Below are 20,051 nucleotides of genomic sequence, written 5' to 3'. Positions count from 1 at the left end.
CCATTGACGCACCCCCACCCACCCAATAACTTCCTCCGTCGAAGCGCTTCGACGTCACGCATCGAATCGATTCGACGAACACCCGCGTGACGCCGGCCAGGCCAGCCCGAAGACCCATCCGACTCCCTTGGAGAACCTGGATGTTGACGGCACGACGGCGGACACTGACGACAGCGGCGGCACTGAGTACGGCCCTCCTCCTCGCATCCTGCGGAGGCTCGGGAGACGGGGGCTCCGACGCGAACACCCTGCGCCTGTGGCACTACGAGGCCCCCAACAGCGCGATGGGCGTGGCGTGGACGGAGGCGATCAAGGAGTTCGAGGCCCGACACCCGGGCGTCAAGGTGAAGTTCGAGGAGAAGAGCTTCGAGCAGATCCAGAAGACGGCCCCGATGGTCCTCAACTCCTCGGACGCACCGGACCTGATGGAGTACAACAAGGGCAACGCGACGGCGGGCCTCCTGTCGAAACAGGGCCTGCTGACCGACCTCACCCCGGAGGTGACGAAGCGGGGCTGGGACAAACTGCTGGGCCCGGGCGTCCGCACGACCAGCCAGTACGACACCAACGGCGTGATGGGCTCCGGCAGTTGGTACGGCATCCCCAACTACGCCGAGTACACGATGATCTACCTCAACAAGGACCTCTTCAGGAAGTACGCCGTCCAGGAGCCGACAACGTTGGCGCAACTCACGGCGGCCCTGCGGAAGTTCAAGGAGAAGGGCGTCACCCCGCTGGCCAACTCGGGCGCGGAGTACCTCGCCCACCAGTACCTCTACCAGCTGGCCCTCTCGAAGGCGGACCGCTCCTGGGTCGACGCCTACGAGCTGTACAAGGGCAAGCCCGACTTCCACGACACGGCCTGGACGTACGCCGCCGAGACGTTCGCGGAGTGGGTCGACAAGGGCTACATAGCGAAGAGTTCGAGCGGCATGACGGCCGAGCAGGCGGGCGTCTCCTTCCTCCAGGGCAAGGCGCCGATCCTGTTCTCGGGGAGCTGGTGGTACGGCCGCTTCCAGTCGGAGGCGACATTCGACTGGGGCACGACCCTGTGGCCGGAGTCGAAACTCACGCTCGGCTCGGGCGGGAACCTCTGGGTCGTACCGAAGAGCGCGAAGAACAAGCAACTCGCCTACGACTTCATCGACATCACCCTGTCGAAGAAGATCCAGAACCTGCTCGGCAACAAGGGCGGCGTGCCCGTCGCGGCGGACGCGAACGCGATCACCGACCCCAAGTCGAAGCAACTCATCACGGACTTCAACGCGTTGACCGCCCGTGACGGCCTCGCCTTCTACCCCGACTGGCCGATCCCCGGCTTCTACGACGTCCTGGTCTCGGAGACGCAGAAGCTGATCACCGGCAGCGAGAAGCCCGAGGAGTACCTCGACGCGGTGAAGAAGGCGTACGACAAGGGTGTCCCGTCCTCATGACGGCTCCGCGCCGCTCGGCGCCGTACGCGCTCTTCCTGGTCCCCGGCGTCCTCGCGTTCCTCGCGGTCGTCATCGTGCCGTTCCTGATGAACACCGGTGTGAGCTTCACGAGTTGGCAGGGCGTCGGCACCCCGGAGTGGGCCGGTCTCGCCAACTACCGGGAGCTGCTGGACGATTCGGCGTTCTGGGAGTCGTTCCGGCACAGCCTGTTCATGGTCGTGGCGATGGCGGCGCTGCCCACGGCCGTCGGACTCGTCCTGGCCGCCGCCCTGTTCGACTACGTCGGCAAGCACTTCGGCAGCAGGGTCACGACGGTTCTGCGGGCCTGCTTCTACCTGCCGCAGGTACTGCCGATCGCGGTCGCCGGCATCGTGTGGAGCTGGATCCTCGCCCCGGACAACGGCTCGCTCAACGAACTCCTGTCGGCCATCGGCCTGTCGAGCTGGCGGCAGGACTGGCTGGGCGACCCGGACTTCGCCCTCTACAGCGTCATGGGCGTCATGGTCTGGGTCCAACTCGGCTTCCCGCTCGTGGTGTTCATGGCCGGACTCGAACGCGTCGACCCCCAGCTGCACGAGGCGGCCGAGTTGGACGGCGCGGGCTGGTGGCGCCGCTTCTGGCACATCACGCTGCCGCAGATCCGCCCCGAGATCTCCGTGGTGCTGACCTGGTGCACGATCGCCGCGCTCAAGGTGTTCGGCGCGGTGTACGTCCTGACGAAGGGCGGGCCCGGCGGGGCGACGGACGTGCCGTCGTACTTCTCGTTCACCACGTTCTTCGAGAAGACGCAGGTCGGGTACGGGGCGGCGATCTCGACGGTGCTGACCGTACTGATCCTCGCGCTGTCGCTGATCGCGCTGAGACTCCAGAACAGGCAGGAGGAGGAGCCGAGTTGAAAGCCCTGAAGCGTTATCCCGTTCTCCTCGCCCTCTGCCTCGCCGCCCTCTTCATGATCACCCCGTTCCTGATCGTCACCCTCAACGCCGTCAAGTCCCCTGCGGAGTACGCCCAGAACGGCCCCCTCAGTCTCCCGGACGGCCTCTACCTCGACGGCCTCAAGAGCTTCTGGACCCGCGTCGACTACACGCAGAAACTCGTCAACTCCGCGTTGATCAGCGGCTCGGTGGCGATCCTGGCGACCCTGCTGTCCCTCCTCAACGCGTACGCGATCGGCATCGGCCGCATCAAGGGCCGCCCCTGGATCCTCGCCTTCTTCGTCCTGGCGAACGTCGTCCCGCAGGAGGCCCTGGTCTACCCCGTGTACTACCTGAGCAAGCAACTCGGCCTGTACGACACGAGGTTGAGCGTCATCATCGTGTTCACGGTGATCCAGGCGGCGTTCGGCACGTACCTGCTGTCGGCCGTCCTCGGCAGGTTCCCGCGCGAGGTGGTCGAGGCGGCGCACGTGGACGGCGCGAACAAGTGGCAGGTGCTGTGGCGGATCGTCGTACCGATGAGCCGTCCCACCCTCGGTGTCCTGCTCGTCTTCTTCTTCGTGTGGACGTGGAACGAGTTCCTGCTGCCGCTGGTGATGCTGATCTCGAACGACAACCAGACGGTGTCGGTCGCGCTCGGCGTCCTCCAGGGCCAGCGCCTGATGGACGCCACGATGACCAACGCGGCCGCTCTGCTGGGCGTGTTGCCGGCGCTCGTCTTCTTCCTCGTCTTCCAGCGCACGCTCACCCGCGGTATCGCCGTGGGCGCCGTCAAGTAAGGAACGCCCGGCCGAGACCACCCATCCCGCCAAGTAAGGACCCTCCACGTGAAGTTCACCGATGGTTACTGGCTGCTGCGCGACGGCATCACCGCGGCCCACCCCGCCGAGGTGCTCGACGTCGCCGCGGCGGACGGCACGCTGGAGATCCACGCGCCGACCCAGCCCATCCGCCACCGCGGCGACCTGCTGAAGGGACCGGTCGTGACGATCAGCGCGCACACCCCGATGCCCGACGTCATCGGCGTCACCTTCGCCCACTTCCGGGGCGACCGTCCGCCCTCACCCCGATTCGACCTGACGGCAGAGGAGTTCACCCCGCAGCTGTCCTACGAAGCCGACCACGCGACCCTCACCTCGGGCGAGCTGTCCCTGAAGGTCACCCGCACCGGACCCTGGCACCTCGACTTCCGCGCCCACGGCCGCTCGCTCACCTCCAGCGGCCCCAAGGGCATGGGCATCATGCGCGACGCCCGCACCGACGCCCACTACCTGCGCGAGCAACTCGCCCTGGGCGTAGGGGCGTCGGTGTACGGACTCGGCGAGCGGTTCGGCCCGGTCGTCAAGAACGGCCAGGTGGTGGACATCTGGAACGCCGACGGCGGCACGGCCACCGAACAGGCGTACAAGAACATGCCGTTCTACCTCACCGACGCCGGGTACGGCGTCTTCGTCGACCACCCGGGCAAGGTGTCCTTCGAGGTCGGCTCCGAGGCGGTCTCCCGGGTCCAGTTCAGCGTCGAGGCCCAGGAGTTGACGTACTACGTCATCTACGGCCCCACCCCGAAGGACATCCTGCGCAAGTACACGGCCCTCACCGGCCGGCCCGCGCTCCCGCCGGCCTGGTCGTTCGGGCTGTGGCTGTCGACGTCGTTCACCACCTCGTACGACGAGGAGACGGTCACCTCGTTCATCGAGGGCATGCGGGCGCGTGAACTCCCGTTGTCCGTCTTCCACTTCGACTGCTTCTGGATGCGCGAGCTGAACTGGTGCGACTTCGAGTGGGACCCGCGCGTCTTCCCCGACCCGGAGGGCATGCTGGCCCGGCTGAAGGCGAAGGGGCTGCGCGTCTGCGTGTGGATCAACCCCTACATCGCCCAGCGCTCCCCGCTGTTCGCGGAGGGCAAGGAGCTGGGGCACCTCCTGAAGCGGCCGGACGGCAGCGTCTGGCAGTGGGATCTGTGGCAACCCGGTATGGCCCTGGTCGACTTCACCGATCCGGCGGCCCGCGACTGGTACGCGTCGAAGTTGGAGAAGCTCCTCGACCAGGGCGTCGACTGCTTCAAGACCGACTTCGGCGAGCGCGTTCCGACGGACGTGGCCTGGTCCGACGGCTCCGACCCGGAGCGCATGCACAACTACTACTCGTACCTCTACAACCGCACCGTCTTCGACGTCCTGCGCAAGCACCGCGGCGAGGGCGAGGCGGTCGTCTTCGCCCGCTCGGCCACAACCGGCAGCCAGAAGTACCCCGTTCACTGGGGCGGCGACTGCGAGTCGACGTACGAGGCGATGGCCGAGTCGCTGCGCGGCGGCCTGTCGCTGGGCCTGTCCGGGTTCGGCTACTGGAGCCACGACATCGGCGGCTTCGAGGGCACCCCGACCCCGGCCCTGTTCAAACGCTGGCTGGCCTTCGGCCTGTTGTCCTCGCACAGCCGCCTGCACGGCAGCTCCTCGTACCGCGTGCCGTGGCTCTTCGACGACGAATCCGTCGACGTCCTGCGGCTGTTCACGCGGCTGAAGCTGCGGCTCATGCCGTACCTGTACGAGGCGGCGCGCACCGCGCACGAGGAAGGGGTGCCGGTGATGCGCGCGATGGTCCTGGAGTTCCCGGACGACCCCGGCTGCGCGCATCTGGAGCGCCAGTACATGCTGGGCGGCGACCTGTTGGTGGCGCCGGTCTTCAACGACCAAGGAGACGTGCGGTATTACGTCCCCGAGGGCGACTGGACCGACTTCTTCACCGGCCGCGTCGTCACCGGCCCGCGCTGGGTGCGCGAGACGCACGGGTTCCTGAGCATCCCGCTGCTGGTGCGGCCCGGCGCGGTGATCCCGGTGGGCGCGCACGCCGACCGGCCCGACTACCCGTACGCCGACGGGGTCACCCTGCGGACGTACGGGCTGGAGCGGGGCGCACAGGTCACCGTGCGCGCGGGGGAGGTGAGTTTCACCGTCGTACGGGAAGGGAACACGCTGCGGGCGTCCGCCAGTGATCCGGCGGCGCCGTGGGCGCTCGCCGCCGGGGACCGGGTGGCGCGGGCGGAGGCCGGATGCGGCTTCCTGACGGTGGAGTTGGGCTGATGGTCAAGATCACCGATGTGGCGCGGCTCGCCGGGGTCTCCCCGAGCACCGTGTCGTACGCGCTGAGCGGCAAGCGGCCGATCTCCGAGGAGACCCGGCGCCGGGTGCAGGACGCCGTCCGCGACCTCGGCTACCGGCCGCACGCCGGTGCCCGCGCGCTGGCCAGCAGCCGGTCCAAGGTGCTCGCCCTCGTCGTCCCCCTGCGCGCCGGCATGCACGTCCCCGTCGTCATGCAGTTCGTGGGGTCGGTGGTGACGGCCGCGCGGCGCTACGACCACGACGTGCTGCTCCTGACACGGGAGGAGGGCGAGGAGGGGTTGCGGCGCGTCGCGGAGACGGCGCAGGTGGACGCGCTGATCCTGATGGACGTACAACTCCACGACCCCCGGCTGTCGTTGCTGCGTTCGCTGGAGCGGCCGACGGTGATGATCGGGTTCCCGCTCAGCCCGCAGGGGCTCACCTGTATCGACCTGGACTTCCGGGCGGCGGGCGAGGTGTGCGTCGAGCATCTCGCCCGGCTCGGGCACCGGGCCGTCGCGCTGGTGGGGTCGCCGCCGGAGGTGTACGTCCGGCAGACCGCGTTCGCGCAGCGTGTCGTCCAAGGGTTCACCGCAGCCGCCGACCGGGCCGGGCTCCAGTCCGCCGTGCACCCCTGCGAGGCGAGCCCCGCCGCGGCCCGCCGGGTCGCCGAGCAACTGCTGCGGGAGCAGCCGGCGTTGACCGGGGTCGTCGTCCACAACGAGGCGGTGCTCGAACCCCTCATCGGCGCGTTCCACCAGCTCGGGCTGAGCGTTCCCGGCGATCTCTCGGTCACCGCGATCTGCCCCGCCGACCTCGCCGAGCACCTCCAGGTCACCTCCGTCGCGCTGCCGTCCGGGCAGGTCGGTACGCGGGCCGTGGAGCTGCTGATGGAGAAGCTCGCGGGAGAGCCGGTGTCGGAGACGACGCTGCTGCCCGCGGCGCTCACGCCGAGGGCGAGTACGGCACCTCGGCACGCATAGGAAAAGCCGGAGGCCCCGGCGCTCGAAAGCGACGGGGCCTCTGGCCACATGGGATGTGGAGATGGCGGGAATCGAACCCGCGTCCAACGGTGCGGAATCAGGGCTTCTCCGTGTGCAGTTCGCTGTGATTTTCTCGGCCCCGGTGATCACGCGAACAAGTCGCCGACGGGCCCAGTCACTGTTTGATTTCCCATCCAACCCCGTGACCGGGTTGGATGGTTTAGTCCCCTAGATTATGCCAGGGTCCGGGTCGGGAACACTCCCGGGCTGACACCCGTTAAGGGTCTTCGCTCACTGCTTATTAGGCAGCGAGGGCGAAGACGCGGGAATCGCTCTTGGTGTTGGCGATTATTGGTTGCGACATATGGTTTACGAGATCATTGCCGCTTCCTCGACACGCTTCCCCTGCTTCGACAACCGCTGTCGAAACCGATCATCCCCATGTTGATTTTTCAAAACCCCCGAGGGGGTGCTCACCGACCGGAGTCGGCGTTGACGCCATCGTACGTGACCAACGCGCACGGATGCCACCGTATTCCCGGTCGTCAGCCTTCCCGCTGGCGCCGCTTCGCCGCCGCGATCGCCCGGTCGGTTTCGCGCCGGTCCTGCTTCTCGCGCAGGGTCTGCCGCTTGTCGTACTCCTTCTTGCCGCGCGCGAGCGCGATCTCGGCCTTCGCGCGGCCGTCCTTGAAGTACAGGGCGAGCGGCACGATCGTGTGGCCGGTCTCCTCCGCCTTGACCGCGAGCTTGTCGATCTCCTCGCGGTGCAGGAGCAGCTTGCGCTTGCGGCGCGCGGAGTGGTTGGTCCAGCTGCCCTGGTGGTACTCCGGGATGTGCGCGTTGTGCAGCCACGCCTCGCCCCCGTCGATCTGCACGAACCCGTCGGCCAGCGAGGTCCGCCCCTCGCGCAGCGACTTGACCTCGGTCCCCATGAGGACGAGGCCCGCCTCGTAGGTGTCGATGATCGCGTAGTCGTGCCGGGCCTTCTTGTTCTGCGCGACGATCTTCTTCTTCCCCCCCTTCTCGCCGTCCCGCGCCTTGCCGCCCCCGCCGCCCTGCTTGGGCTGGGACTCCTTCGGTACGTACATTCCCTTGCTCATAGTCCCGCCATTTTCGCACCAGCCCCGCCCCGAAGGGAAAGCCGTTTCCGCTACGGCGTCCGCCCCGACCCGCTCAGCACCCGCTCCGCCCGCTCCAGCACCCCGGCCTCCACCTCCAGGTCCGGTGCGATCCCCACCCCGTCCACCGCGTGCCCGGACGGCGTCCGGTAGTGCCCCACCGTCAGCTCCGCGACCGACCCGTCCGGCAGCCTCGTCGGCATCTGGACCGAGCCCTTCCCGAACGTGCGGCTGCCGACGACGACCGCGCGACCGCGGTCCTGGAGCGCCCCGGTCAGCAGCTCGGCCGCGCTCATCGTGCCGCCGTCGACCAGCGCGACCAGGGGTCTGGTGGTGTCACCCCCCGCGTCCGCGTGCAGGGCGTGCTCGGTGCCGTCCGTGTCGTACGTCGCGACCAGGCCGCCGTCGAGGAAGACCGAGGCGACGCCGACCGCCTCGGTGACCAGCCCGCCCGAGTTCCCCCGCAGATCCAGCACCACGCCTCCCGACACCTCTCGCACGGCGGCCCGTACCGCCTCGCCCACTCCCTTGGTGAACGCGGAGACTCGAACAAGAGTTCCCCCACCGGCGATCTTCCGCACGGTCACCGGTTCGGTGGAGAGCGTCGCGCGCCGTACCGTCTCGTCCCATGCGCGCGCGCCGCGCGACAGGCCCAGCCGGACGGCCGTACCCGCGGGCGCGTCGGTCGCGTCGCCGCGCAGCAGGGACAGGACGTCGGTGACCGGCAGCCCGTCCACGGCGCGCCCGTCGACGCTGGTGAGGCGGTCGCCCGCGCGGATGCCGGCCGCCTGCGCGGGCGAGCCCCCGCTGACCTTGCTGACGGCGATCGCGCCGTCGGACTCGCGGCGCGCCCACAGCCCGACGCCGGTGTACTCGCCGTCGAGGGACTGCTCGAACTCCTCGTACTCGCCCTGCGAGTAGACGGCCGCCCAGCGGTCCCCGCTACGGCTCACCGCGCGCTCGGCGGCCTCCGTGGGGGACTTGCCCGCGGCCATCGCGTCGGCCGCCGCCTGCGCCACCTGCCGTCGCGCGTCGGGGACGACGGACCGGGCCGCCCCCGTCTCCTCGCTCCCCTGCGGCAGCGATCCCGTCGCGGCCCCCGCCACCAGCACGCTCGCGAACACCAAGGTCAGGGCGGCCCCGCGGCCGAAGCGGCGGGGCTGCGAGAACAGGTCGGGGCCTGACATGGCCGTGAGTCTAGGGGAAGCGAAAGGGCCGTACGGGCAGTTGTCCGTACGGCCCTCTTGGCATGTGTCACACCTTCAGGTACTTGCGCAACGCGAAGAAGGCGGCAAGGGCGGGCATCAGCAGGCTCGCCGCGAGGATCAGCGGAAGCTTCGTCAGCAGGGCGTCCCAGCCAATGAAGTTGATGAGGGTGAGCTTCTGCGACAGGGCCATGCCGTGGTCGATCGTGAAGTACCGGCCGAGCGTCAGACCGACGCACGCGAGCACCCCGCCGATGAACCCGGCGACCGCCGCCTCCGCGATGAACGGCGCCTGGATGTAGAACCCGGAGGCGCCGACGAGCCGCATGATCCCCGTCTCACGCCGACGGCTGAACGCCGACACCCGCACCGTGTTGACGATCAGCATCAATGCCACGACGAGCATCAACGCCATCACGCCGAGTGCCGCCCGGTTCAACAGGTTGAGCAGTTCGAAGAGGTTGTCCAGGATCCCCTTCTGGTCCTGTACGGACTGGACGCCGTCACGCCCGTTGAACGCGGTCGCGATGACCTGGTACTTCTCCGGGTCCTTCAGCTTGATCCGGTACGACTCCTGCATCTGGTCCGGCGTGAGGGACGCGGCCAGCGGCGAGTCGCCGAACTGCTCCTTGTAGTGCTTGTACGCCTCGTCCTGCGATTCGTACGTCACCGTCTGGACGACCGACATCTTCTCCAGGTCGGTCTTGATCTGCTGCTTCTGGTCTGCGGTCACCGCGCCCTTGGCGCAGTTGGGGTCGGACTCGGCGTCGCTCTTGTTGCAGAGGAAGATCGAGACGTTGACCTTGTCGTACCAGTAGCCCTTCATCGTGCTGACCTGGTCGCTCATCAGCAGCGAGCCGCCGAAGAGACCCAGCGAGAGGGCCACGGAGACGATGACCGCGAAGGTCATCGTCAGGTTGCGGCGGAGACCGACACCGATCTCCGAGAGGACGAACTGGGCGCGCATGGCGCTTCAAGCCTTTCCGTGGGACCTGGGGACGGTCAGTGCTGGTAGCCGTAGACGCCGCGGGCCTGGTCGCGGACGAGGCGGCCCTTCTCCAGCTCGATGACGCGCTTGCGCATCTGGTCGACGATGTTCTGGTCGTGCGTCGCCATGATGACCGTCGTACCCGTCCGGTTGATGCGGTCGAGCAGTTTCATGATGCCGACGGAGGTCTGCGGGTCGAGGTTGCCGGTCGGCTCGTCCGCGATCAGCAGCTTGGGGCGGTTGACGAACGCGCGCGCGATGGCGACGCGCTGCTGCTCACCGCCGGACAGCTCACCGGGACGCCGGTCCTCCTTGCCGCCGAGCCCGACCAGGTCGAGGACCTGGGGCACCGACTTGCGGATCTCGCCCTTCGACTTGCCGATGACCTCCTGCGCGAAGGCGACGTTCTCGGCGACCGTCTTGTTCGGCAGCAGGCGGAAGTCCTGGAAGACCGTCCCGAGCTGGCGGCGCATCTGCGGCACCTTCCAGTTGGACAGCCGGGCGAGGTCCTTGCCCAGGACGTGCACCTGGCCGTGGCTGCACCGCTCCTCGCGCAGGATCAGCCGCAGAAAGGTCGACTTCCCGGAGCCGGAGGAGCCGACGAGGAAGACGAACTCGCCCTTCTCCACCTCAAGGGACACCTCCCTGAGAGCGGGGTGGGTCTGCTTGGGGTAGACCTTGGAGACGTTGTCGAATCGGATCACGGTGCACCACGGGTCGCCGGGGGTAGATGAGCGTGACCATACGCGAAGCGGGTGAGGCGGCGCAGGCGGCCGTCACTGTTGGGTGTGGCTTGTGTGTATTTGCGCGCGGGCGGGGAAGGGGCGCCCGCCCTCGTCCCGGGCGATCCGGCGCGGGTCCCGGGGGAACCTGGCACAGTAGAAGAGCGGGAACGTATCCGTCTCCCGGAGCGTTGTGGAGAGCAGAACCGGTGCGAAGGAGGGCGAGCGCATGACGTACGACCGGCTGGTGTGCGCTAACTGCGCGGCGCCCGTGAGCGAGGGCCGGTGCCCGGTGTGCCGGGCGAACCGCCAGCGGCTTCAGCAGGAGAACTGGCTGGGCTCGCTGAGCCCCGCGGCGCTGGTCGCCGCGCTCGTCGTCCTCGTCGCGGCGGTGGCCCTGCTGGCCCACCAGACCGCGTAGCGGGCCCGCAAGCGCGCGAAGAGGCCCGGAGCATCAGCTCCGGGCCTCTCCTTCAGCTACGGGGCGTACGGCCGCCGGCTACGAGGCGTACGGCCGCCGGCTCAGGCAGCAGCGCCGCCACGGCCCTCGACGAGGCGCGGCAGGACGCGGAAGCCGACACCGCCGACGATCATCGTCGCGGCGCCGATGACCAGGAACATGGTCTGGCCCGCACCGGTCTCGGCGAGTTCCTCGTTGCCGCCCTGCGCGGTGGCCTCGGAGGAGCCGGTCGTGCCGGAACCCGAGGTCGCCGAGGTGTCGGTCAGCGCGGAGCTGCCCTCTTCCTGGGCGGAGGGGCCGCCGCTGCTGCCACCGGTGGACTCGGTGCTGGGTCCGCCGGAGGTGGAGCCGCCGGAGGTCGAGCCGCTGGTGCCGGTGGAGCCGCCGGTCGCGGTCGAGCCGCCCGTGGTGGTGGAACCGCCCGTGGAGGACGAACCACCGGTCGACGAGGTGGAGCCGCCCGTCGACGACGAGCCGCCCGTGGAGGACGAACCGCCGGTCGAGGACGAGCCGCCCGTGGAGGACGAGCCACCGGTCGTCGTGGTGGAGCCGCCCGTCGACGACGAGCCGCCCGAGGTGGACGAACCACCGGTCGAGGACGAACCGCCGCTGGAGGACGTGCCGCCGATCGAGATCAGGCCACCGGCCGTGGAGGACGAGCCACCGGTCGACGAGGTGGAGCCGCCGGTCGTGGTCGAGCCGCCCGTGGACGTGGTCTCGCCCGTGGTGCTGGACCCGCCCGTGGACGTCGTCTCACCGGTCGTGCTGGACCCGCCCGTCGAGGTGGTCTCGCCCGTGGTGCTGGAGCCACCCGTGGACGTCGTCTCACCCGTCGTACCGGACGACGTACCGCCGGTCGTCGGCGGGTCCGGGCAGATCCCGATGGGGCACTCCGGCGGCGGCGGGTCGCCCGGGTCGGCGGAGGCGATGCCGGCCACCGTCAGGGACGCGCCGGCGGCCATGATGGAGCCGGCGGCTATACGCGCGATACGGACGCGCGTCTTCTTGGTCATATGGCTGCTACCCCCAGTAGCTGTTCGTCAGGGAGGGGCAGCGTCGTCGAAGCGGTGATCGACGGGGGACGGCTGAGATGATCCACGCCCCCCGGTTCACATGCGCCTCGCAGACAACGCGTGCCAGATTGCACCCTCCCGATTTTTCCCAGCAGCGTCAAGGCCGTTGCGGGCGCAATGTCCAGCTGCGCACGCTATGCCGGGTGTCGGAATCTGTGAGTGTGACGTAAAACCCAGACACCAGGGCAGACAAAAGGCAATCGCCCCATTTCCAGGGGCGATTGCCTTGTCGACAAACCTACAGCTCTACTTCTCCTGCTGCTTGCGCCAGCGAATCCCGGCCTCCAGGAACCCGTCGATCTCGCCGTTGAACACGGCCTCGGGGTTGCCGACCTCGAACTCGGTCCGCAGGTCCTTGACCATCTGGTACGGGTGCAGGACGTACGAACGCATCTGGTTGCCCCAGGAGTTGCCGCCGTCCCCCTTGAGCGCGTCCATCTTGGCCTGCTCCTCCTGCCGGCGCCGTTCGAGGAGCTTCGCCTGGAGGACGTTCATCGCGGTCGCCTTGTTCTGGATCTGCGAGCGCTCGTTCTGGCAGGAGACGACGATGCCGGTGGGGATGTGGGTGAGCCGCACCGCGGAGTCCGTGGTGTTGACGCCCTGCCCGCCGGGGCCGGACGACCGGTAGACGTCGACCCGCAGCTCGGACTCGTCGATCTCGACGTGGTCGGTCTGCTCGACCACCGGCAGCACCTCGACACCCGCGAACGACGTCTGCCGCCGCCCCTGGTTGTCGAAGGGCGAGATCCGTACGAGCCGGTGGGTGCCCTGCTCGACGGAGAGCTGTCCGTACGCGTACGGCACGTGCACCGCGAACGTCGTCGACTTGATGCCGGCCTCTTCGGCGTACGACGTCTCGATCAGCTCGGTCTTGTAGCCCTTCTGCTCCGCCCACCGCAGGTACATCCGCTGGAGCTTCTCCGCGAAGTCGGCGGCGTCCACGCCACCGGCCTCCGCGCGGATGTTGACGAGCGCCTCGCGGGAGTCGTACTCGCCGCTGAGCAGCGTACGGACCTCCATCTCGTCCAGCGCCTTGCGGACGGCCGTGAGCTCGGACTCGGCCTCCGCGCGGGTGTCCGGGTCGTCCTCCTCGTCGGCCATCTCGAAGAGGACGGCGAGGTCGTCGATCCGACCGCGCAGCGTGTCCGCCTTCCTGACCTCGGCCTGGAGGTGGGACAGCTTGCTGGTGATCTTCTGCGCCTCGTCCGGGTTGTCCCACAGGGACGGCGCCGCCGCCTGCTCCTCGAGCACGGCGATGTCTGCCCTCAGTTTGTCGAGGTCCAGGACGGCCTCGATCGACTCCATGGTCGAGGAGAGGGACTTCAGCTCTTCGGATACATCGACGACTGCCACACCCCCAGCCTAACGGCAACGACTGACAACGCCGCCGCTGCCGCCGTGCGGAGGGGGTCAGGGGGAGGCGGGCGACGAGTTTCCCGTCTCCCGCGCGGGCGCCTCGCCGTCCGACGTCGCGAACCAGGCGCCCACGCCCACGGCCGCGGCGACGGCGACCCCGGTGACGCTGATGATCACCCTGCGCCTGCGCGTGGAGGCACGGTTGCGGGCCGAGCCGGGCCGGGGGGCGCCGGAGGCGCGCGGGACGCGGGCGGTGCCGTGCGCGCCCCCCGCGAGCTCGTCGGCGGCCGGCACCCTCATCGACGTATGGGTGTCCCGGTTGGAGTCCGGCTTGGCGCCCGGCACGAGCGGCACCGCGCCGCGGCGTACGGCTCTGCCGGGGGCGGCGGGGTCGGGCTCGGGCTCGTCGGCGGTCTCGTCGGCCTCCGTCTCGGGTTCGTCGACGTCCAGCGGCGGCATCCCCGCGAGGGACGGCAGCAGCTCGCGCAGGCGCGCGGCGAGTTCGGACGCGCGCAGGCGCGAGGCGGGTGCCTTGGCGAGGCACTGGACGAGGAGCTGCCACAGCTCGTCGGGGATGCCCGGCAGGGGCGCGACGGACTCGGTGACGTGCCGCCGCAGGACGGCTCCGGGGTGGCCGCCGCCGAAGGGCGTGAACCCGGCGAGCAGTTCGTAGAGGACCGTCGCGAGGGCGTAGATGTCGACCGACGCGCGCGGGGGGAGCCCTTCGACTATCTCGGGGGCCAGGTAGTCGGGTGTTCCGATGATCTTCGTGGCCTTGGTGCGCTTCGGGGTGTCGATCAGCTTCGCGACGCCGAAGTCCGTCAGGAGCGCCTGGTGGGACCCGCCGGGCCCGAGGGGCCCCTGCATGTCCAGGAGGACGTTCTCGGGCTTCACGTCGCGGTGTACGACCCCTGCGGCGTGCGCGGCGGCGAGGCCCTCGGCGACGTCCGCGACGATCGCGACGGCGGCCTCGGGGGCGAGCCGCCGGTCGCGGTCCAGGCGCGTGCGCAGGTCCGTGCCCCGGACGAGGTCCATGACGAGCGCGAGGTCGTTGCCGTCGACCACCAGGTCCCGCACGGAGACCACGTTCGGGTGGGAGAGCCCGAGCAGCGCCGTGCGCTCCTGGACGAACCGCCCGACGAGTTCCTCGTCCGAGGAGAGGTCCTCGCGCAGGAGCTTGATCGCGACGGGCCCTTCGGGTCCCTCGCCGAGCCACACCGTGCCGGCGCTGCCCCGCCCCAGGATCTGGTGGGCGGTGTACCGGCTGCCGATCTTCCGTGCCAAGACTGCTCCTACCGACGCGTGTTGCGGCTAAACGTACGCGTCCGAAGAGCCGACCTTCACAGCGGAGGCGGAAATCACCCGCCAGATGTCGACAAATTCCCAAACTCGTCGATCAGTTGCCCGACAGGTTGTCGAACCACCCGGTGACCGTGGAGAACCAGTCGGTGAGCTGGTCCCAGTAGCCCTTGCCGCTCCCGATCCAGTCCTGGAGGGGCGAGAACTCCCAGATCAGCCAGCTCGCGACGAACAGGATGAGAATCGTGAACAGGCAGCCCTTGAGGCAGCCGAGCCCGGGGATGCGCATCGGGTTGGCGCCGCGCCGACGCGGCTCGCGCTCGCGCGGCTCGGGGGCGGGCCGCTGGGGCTGACGCCGCTCCGGCGTGGGCGCGGGGGCGTACCGCTGCTGCTGGGGCGGCGGCTGCGGGGGCGCGTACTGCTGTTGCTGGGGCGGCTGTTGCTGGTAGCCGTACGCCTGCGCGGACGGGCCGCCCTGCTGACGGCCCTGCGGCGGGCGGCCCTGCGGGGGCTGCCGGTACGGCTGCTGCGGCTGCTGCTGGGGGTACTGCTGCGGCTGCTGCTGAGGGTGGGCGACCTGCCGCTGGGGGCGGCGGCGCAGCGGGTCCTCGCCGGGGTCCAGGTACTGGACCTGCGTCTGCTCGTTGCGGTCGCGCGCGGCGCGCAGCTGGTTCTGCCAGGGGTGCGGCTCCTGCTGGCCGGGGCCCTGCTGGCTCTGCTGGCCCGGCTGTCCCTGCTGCCCCGGGGGGACCGGCGGGAGGACGGCCGTCGGGTCCGCCGCGCCCGCGTGCGGGAGGACGGCGGTGGGGTCGGCGGCGCCCGTGTGCGGGAGCACGCTGGTGGCCGCGTTGGGGTCGTACGCGCCCGCGGGTGCGCTGTGCGGCAGCACCTGGGTCGGGTCGGCGGAGCCGTCGGCGCCCGGGACGGCCGCGGGGGCCGGGTCGGGCGTGAGGATGTGGCCGACGCCCTCGGCGGCGGCGATCTGCATCGAGTTCGCGTGCACGCCGGTGCCCTCGGCGACGATGCGCAGTGCGCGCGCGAGGGACTGCGCCCCGGGGCGTTCGGCGGGGTTCTTGCGCAGGCAGCGCTCGATGACCGTCCACAGGGGTTCCGGGACGGTGGAGGGGCGGCGCGGTTCGGCGCTCAGGTGCTGGTGCAGGACTTCGAGGGCGGAGCCCCCGGCGAACGGCGGACGGCCGGTGACCAGCTCGTACATCAGGATGCCGGCGCCGTAGATGTCCACTGCGGACGTCTGCGGGCGGCCCTCGGCGGACTCCGGCGCGACGTACGCGGGCGTACCGACGAACTCGCTGGTGCGGGTCAGGCCCGGGGAGTCGGCGAGGCGGGCGATGCCGAAGTCGGTCAGCAGGGGGTGCATCTGGCCGCCCTGCTGGCGCAGCAGGACGTTGGCGGGCTTCAGGTCGCGGTGGACCACGCCGTCCGCGTGGCTCGCCGCGAGCGCGTCGGCGATCTGCGCGGTCAGCAGGGCGGCGGCGACGGGGCTGAAGGGGCCGTTCTCGCGCAGGTAGCGGTGCAGGTCGGGGCCCTCGACGAGGTCCATGACCAGGGCCAGGAGGTCGCCCTCGACGACCAGGTCGCGGACCCGGACGATGTTCGGGTGGGTCAGGCGCAGCAGCACCGAGCGCTCGCGCAGGAACCGCATCACGACATCGGGGTCGCTCGCCAACTCCTCCTTGAGGACCTTGATGGCGACGGTCTCACCGGGCTGACCGGCCACGGCGGCCTCGGCGCCCGCGGCTTCCCGCTGGCGGGCACGCCAGACGGTGCCCGTGGCGCCGCGTCCGAGCGGCTCCTCAAGCAAGTACTTGCTGCCGACTGGCCGCACGTCACGCGCTCCCTGGTGATTGCCGATGTGCCTGCATATGTTCCGACCACTGTAGTGCTGCGACCCGGTGACGGGGCTGTCGTCCGGTCATGGGTACGGGCGTCCTCCCGCGCGCGTTCGAGGGCCTGTCAACATCCTGACGCCGAATGACCGGGTAAGACCGGGAAGTCCTCCGGCTTCACCGGAAAGACGCGTTCCGCGGTCCGATGGTTGCCGGGCCCGAAACGTGACGGATCTCAAGTGATCATCGACCGACCATCCGTCCGGCACTTTTACGGGCAGAGCCGACCAATCAAGATCACTCGGCGGTCGGGGGCGGGCACGTTGTCAGTGACAGGTGCGAGGATGCCCCCAGTACTGGCCGACGCGCCCGTGCGGGGCGGGGGAAGCCCGCGCCCGGGGCAGAAGGGACCGCTGACGGCGATGCAGATCCGGCTGACCGTCGTAGACCCGCAGGCCCCGGTCTCCGAGGCCCGGGGCCGGAGCGCGAGCAGCGACGTGCTGGTGACGGCCCCGGCGGGCACCGCCCTGGCCGCGGTCGCCTCCGCGCTGGCGTCGGCCGTGACCGGCGAGGCCCCCGGTGGCGGGGCGGTCGTCCTGTACGCGGGCGAGCAGCGGCTGGACGCGACGCGCACGACGCTCGGCGAGCCGCCCCTCACCGACGGCGCCGTCCTCTCCCTGGCCGTCCCGGCCGCCCCCGAGGCGCACCCCGAGATCGACGACGCGCCCGCGCGCCTGCACGTGGTCGCGGGCCCCGACGCGGGCGGGGTGCACCTCCTGCACGGCGGGCAGATCCGCGTCGGCCGCTCCACCGAGGCGGACGTCCCCCTCGACGACCCGGACGTCTCCCGCGTCCACTGCGCGGTCACCCTCGCCCCCGACGGCCGGGTCACCGTCACCGACCTCGGCTCCACCAACGGCACCACCCTCGACGGCACGCGCGTCACCGACCGCGCCGTCCACTTCCCGCCGGGCGCGCTCCTGCGCATCGGCGAGTCCGCCCTGCGGCTGGCTCCCCCCGGGGAGACGGCGACCCGGGTGCCGACGACGCCGGACGGCGAGGGGCACGTGCGGGTCGCGCACGCGCGCGCCGAGGGCGTCGAGGACGCGGGCGGGACGGGGCACGCGTACGGGGGTGTCGATCCGGCGTGGGGTTCCTCGCACGCGGGCGCGGGACGGCTGGTGCCGGGGCAGGGCGGTGCGCCTCGGGTGGAGAGCCGGGCTCCGGGTGATCGGGAGAGCGGAGCGGGAGCCGGGGCGGAGAGCCCTGGTGGGGGCACCGGGTTCGAAGGCCGTGGCGGGGCCGGCGGTCGGGCCGAGAGCGACGGCCGTGCCCGGTTCGACGGGACGTTGCCCGGAGGGGCCCGCCCGGTCGCCAGGCGCTCCGCCGGCCATGCCGACCCGTACGCCCCCGCCGCAGGCGAGACCCACGGCGGTCGCTCGGGCTTCGCGTCCCCCGCAGCGGACCAGGCCGAAGCCCCGCGCACCCGCGCGGGCGACGGTGTGCACGGCGCGCAGGAGGAGCCCTCTCAGGGCAGCCGCAAGCGCGGTGGACTCTCCGCGTGGGCGCGGCGGCTGACCGGGAACCGGAACACGCCGGGGACGCCGGAGGGGTACGACGCCGAGGACCGTACGGCCGAGCGGGCGCCGTCGGTCGTCGCCCCGCCCGGCCCCGAGATCTGGCCCGACCCCGCCGCCCTGCTGCTGACGGCGCTGGGTCCCGGCCCGCGCCTGTGGGAGCGCGCCCCGGGGCACTCCGAGTTCCTGACGGTCCGCCTGGCGACCGCCGACCGTACGACGGCCGACGGCGCGGTCCTGCCCGCCGTCCCGGTCACCGCCGGTCTGCGCGAGGCGGGGGCGCTGGGGCTCGCCGGTCCCCGGCCCCGGCTGTCGGGGCTGGCGCGCGCGGTCCTCGCGCAGTTCGCCGCGCTGCACTCGCCGGACACCCTGGAGATCGTCCTCCTGACGACCGACCGTGCCCGCCCGGCGGCCGACCGCGCCGCCGAGTGGGCGTGGCTCGGCTGGCTGCCGCACGTGCGCCCGGCCCACTCGCAGGACTGCCGCCTCCTCCTGGCCCACGACCACGAACAGGCGACGGCCCGCGTGCAGGAGTTGCTGCACCGGCTGGACGAACGCGACGCCTCGCGCGCGGGCGGGCGGCCCGGCGAGCACCCGCGCGCGGACGACCCGGCGCACGGCTCGTCCCCGAACAGCGCGCCCCGCGCGGGAGGTTCGCCGTCCGGCGGCGACGCGACGGACGGCACCGACTCGACGTACCGCTCCGGCACACCCGCCGCCCCCGGCGTGTCGCTCCCGGCCCAGTCCCGTGGCTCGCACCACGCCCACGCGTCCGACGACGCCCCCGGGGCGACCGCCCGGTCCCGTCCCTCGTGGGCGCAGGAGGACCGCGCGCCGGTGTTCCCGGGCCCGTACACGGTGGTCGTCGTGGACGGCGACCCCGGCACGCCCGCGTTGCGTGAGGCGCTCGGGCGGCTGGTGCGGCGCGGGCCCGAGGTCGGGGTGCATGTGCTGGTGCTGTCGGAGACGGACCCGGGGTCGCTGACGCTGCCCGTGGCGGGGGCGTACGAGGCGGCGTGCGCGGTCGTGCCGCTGCTGCGGGAGTGCGGGGCGGTCGGGCTGCTCGGCGGGGACGTGGCGACGGTGCTGCGGCTCGTGCGGGTCGCGCCGGGCGGTGGTCCGGTGGGTGAGGGGACCGTGGGCGCGGTGGATGCCGTGTCCGCCGCGTGGGCCGAGCGGTTCGCGCGGGCGCTGGCGCCGCTGCGGCCGGACGCGGCCCCGGGCGAGGGGCACGCGCGCGTGGCGGTGCCCCTGCCGCAGTCCGCGCGCCTGCTCGACGAACTGGGCCTGGCGCGGGCCACCCCGGCCTCGCTGATGGCCCGCTGGGCGGACGCGGCGGACGACGCCGACGCGGTCGGCGGGCGCGCGCTGGCCGTCCTCGGCGCGGGCGCGCGCGGGCCGGTCGCCGCCGATCTGGTCGCCGACGGCCCGCACCTGCTGATCGAGGGGCCGGACGGCAGCGGGCGTACGGAATTGCTGCGGGCGATCGTCGCGTCGCTGGCGGCGGCCGAGCGCCCGGACCGGCTGAGCGTCGTCCTGATGGACGGCCGCGACAGCCTGGGCCGCTCCGGCGAGGGCCTGCGCGTGTGCACGGACCTCCCGCACGTGACGACGCACCTGACCGCCAACGACCCGGTGGTCATGCGGGAGTTCGCGCAGGCCCTGACGGCCGAGCTGAAGCGGCGCGCCGAGCTCCTGGGCCGCACGGACTTCACGGACTGGCACACCCACCGCACGCTGTCCGGGCACCTGGTGAACCAGCGCGCGGCGTCCCTCCAGGCCCCCGCGCGCCAGGCAGCCGCGCCGGGCACCGCAGCCCAGCACGCGACACCCGGCCACACCGCATCCGGTCATACCGCGTCCGGCCACACCGTCCCCGCGCAGGGCGTCCCGGCGCACACGGGCGCGGTCCAGGCCACCGCGAGCCAGAGCACCCCCGCGCCCCGAGGCGCCGGGA

The 20,051-nt window shown here is 71.3% G+C and carries 15 protein-coding genes and 1 other RNA gene; 7 read left to right on the top strand and 9 right to left on the bottom strand.

Annotation, left to right across the window (positions count from 1 at the left end):
* The first annotated feature begins 140 nt into the window (after positions 1-140).
* The 5 genes from AOK24_RS32600 to AOK24_RS32580 are packed head-to-tail and all read left to right on the top strand — an operon-like array spanning position 141 to position 6,449.
* Positions 141-1,433 carry an ABC transporter substrate-binding protein gene (locus AOK24_RS32600; RefSeq protein ID WP_206191298.1) on the top strand — a complete coding sequence of 431 codons (1,293 nt, stop codon included), beginning with the start codon at positions 141-143 and terminating at the stop codon, positions 1,431-1,433.
* Complete coding sequence (locus tag AOK24_RS32595; RefSeq protein WP_055723626.1) at positions 1,430-2,329, top strand: carbohydrate ABC transporter permease; 900 nt, start codon at positions 1,430-1,432, stop codon at positions 2,327-2,329. The genes AOK24_RS32600 and AOK24_RS32595 overlap by 4 nt, the downstream gene beginning before the upstream one ends.
* A gap of 53 nt (positions 2,330-2,382) precedes the next feature.
* Positions 2,383-3,147: a carbohydrate ABC transporter permease gene (locus AOK24_RS32590; protein ID WP_055723628.1), complete on the top strand. Its 765-nt coding sequence runs from the start codon at positions 2,383-2,385 to the stop codon at positions 3,145-3,147.
* A 48-nt stretch (positions 3,148-3,195) separates the two neighbouring features.
* Positions 3,196-5,448, top strand: coding sequence for an alpha-xylosidase (gene yicI / locus AOK24_RS32585; protein ID WP_055723625.1), 2,253 nt, complete (start codon positions 3,196-3,198; stop codon positions 5,446-5,448).
* Positions 5,448-6,449 (top strand): LacI family DNA-binding transcriptional regulator, encoded by a 1,002-nt coding sequence (locus tag AOK24_RS32580; protein ID WP_193554994.1) that lies wholly within the window; start codon positions 5,448-5,450, stop codon positions 6,447-6,449. The genes yicI and AOK24_RS32580 overlap by 1 nt, the downstream gene beginning before the upstream one ends.
* A 53-nt stretch (positions 6,450-6,502) precedes the next feature.
* Here the strand turns inward: AOK24_RS32580 and ssrA are convergent.
* The 5 genes from ssrA to ftsE all read right to left on the bottom strand — a co-directional run bounded on the left by ssrA (position 6,503) and on the right by ftsE (position 10,464).
* Positions 6,503-6,890: a transfer-messenger RNA gene (gene ssrA, locus AOK24_RS45100) on the bottom strand.
* 104 nt (positions 6,891-6,994) lie between these two features.
* On the bottom strand, positions 6,995-7,537 hold the full coding sequence (gene smpB / locus AOK24_RS32575) for an SsrA-binding protein SmpB (RefSeq protein ID WP_055723624.1): 543 nt from the start codon (positions 7,535-7,537) through the stop codon (positions 6,995-6,997).
* Positions 7,538-7,599: 62 nt separating this feature from the next.
* A complete protein-coding gene (locus AOK24_RS32570) occupies positions 7,600-8,754 on the bottom strand; it encodes a S41 family peptidase (RefSeq protein WP_055723623.1) in 1,155 nt (384 codons plus the stop codon).
* A 67-nt stretch (positions 8,755-8,821) separates the two neighbouring features.
* Positions 8,822-9,739, bottom strand: coding sequence for a permease-like cell division protein FtsX (gene ftsX, locus AOK24_RS32565; RefSeq protein WP_055723622.1), 918 nt, complete (start codon positions 9,737-9,739; stop codon positions 8,822-8,824).
* Positions 9,740-9,774: 35 nt separating this feature from the next.
* Positions 9,775-10,464, bottom strand: a complete 690-nt coding sequence (gene ftsE / locus AOK24_RS32560; RefSeq protein WP_055723621.1) for a cell division ATP-binding protein FtsE — start codon at positions 10,462-10,464, stop codon at positions 9,775-9,777.
* A 247-nt stretch (positions 10,465-10,711) separates the two neighbouring features.
* Between ftsE and AOK24_RS32555 the strand changes: the two genes are divergently transcribed.
* The gene (locus AOK24_RS32555; RefSeq protein WP_055723620.1) at positions 10,712-10,903 is read left to right on the top strand and encodes a hypothetical protein; all 192 of its coding nucleotides are present in this window, start codon (positions 10,712-10,714) and stop codon (positions 10,901-10,903) included.
* A gap of 101 nt (positions 10,904-11,004) precedes the next feature.
* Here AOK24_RS32555 and AOK24_RS32550 read toward each other — a convergent pair whose 3' ends face one another.
* The 4 genes from AOK24_RS32550 to AOK24_RS32535 form a co-directional block, all read right to left on the bottom strand.
* Positions 11,005-11,955, bottom strand: coding sequence for a hypothetical protein (locus AOK24_RS32550; protein ID WP_055723619.1), 951 nt, complete (start codon positions 11,953-11,955; stop codon positions 11,005-11,007).
* A 306-nt stretch (positions 11,956-12,261) separates the two neighbouring features.
* Positions 12,262-13,368 (bottom strand): peptide chain release factor 2, encoded by a 1,107-nt coding sequence (gene prfB, locus AOK24_RS32545; protein ID WP_055723618.1) that lies wholly within the window; start codon positions 13,366-13,368, stop codon positions 12,262-12,264.
* A 57-nt stretch (positions 13,369-13,425) separates the two neighbouring features.
* On the bottom strand, positions 13,426-14,655 hold the full coding sequence (locus AOK24_RS32540) for a serine/threonine-protein kinase (RefSeq protein WP_055723617.1): 1,230 nt from the start codon (positions 14,653-14,655) through the stop codon (positions 13,426-13,428).
* A 112-nt stretch (positions 14,656-14,767) separates the two neighbouring features.
* The gene (locus AOK24_RS32535) at positions 14,768-16,516 is read right to left on the bottom strand and encodes a serine/threonine-protein kinase (RefSeq protein ID WP_055723616.1); all 1,749 of its coding nucleotides are present in this window, start codon (positions 16,514-16,516) and stop codon (positions 14,768-14,770) included.
* A 423-nt stretch (positions 16,517-16,939) separates the two neighbouring features.
* Between AOK24_RS32535 and AOK24_RS32530 the strand changes: the two genes are divergently transcribed.
* The coding region (locus AOK24_RS32530) for an FHA domain-containing protein (protein ID WP_055723615.1) at positions 16,940-20,051 on the top strand (3,112 nt) is incomplete at its 3' end.

Source organism: Streptomyces niveiscabiei, assembly GCF_001419795.1.
Lineage (GTDB): Bacteria > Actinomycetota > Actinomycetes > Streptomycetales > Streptomycetaceae > Streptomyces > Streptomyces niveiscabiei.
Note: the sequence above shows the minus strand (reverse complement) of the source record. Positions and strands in the feature narration are given on the sequence as shown.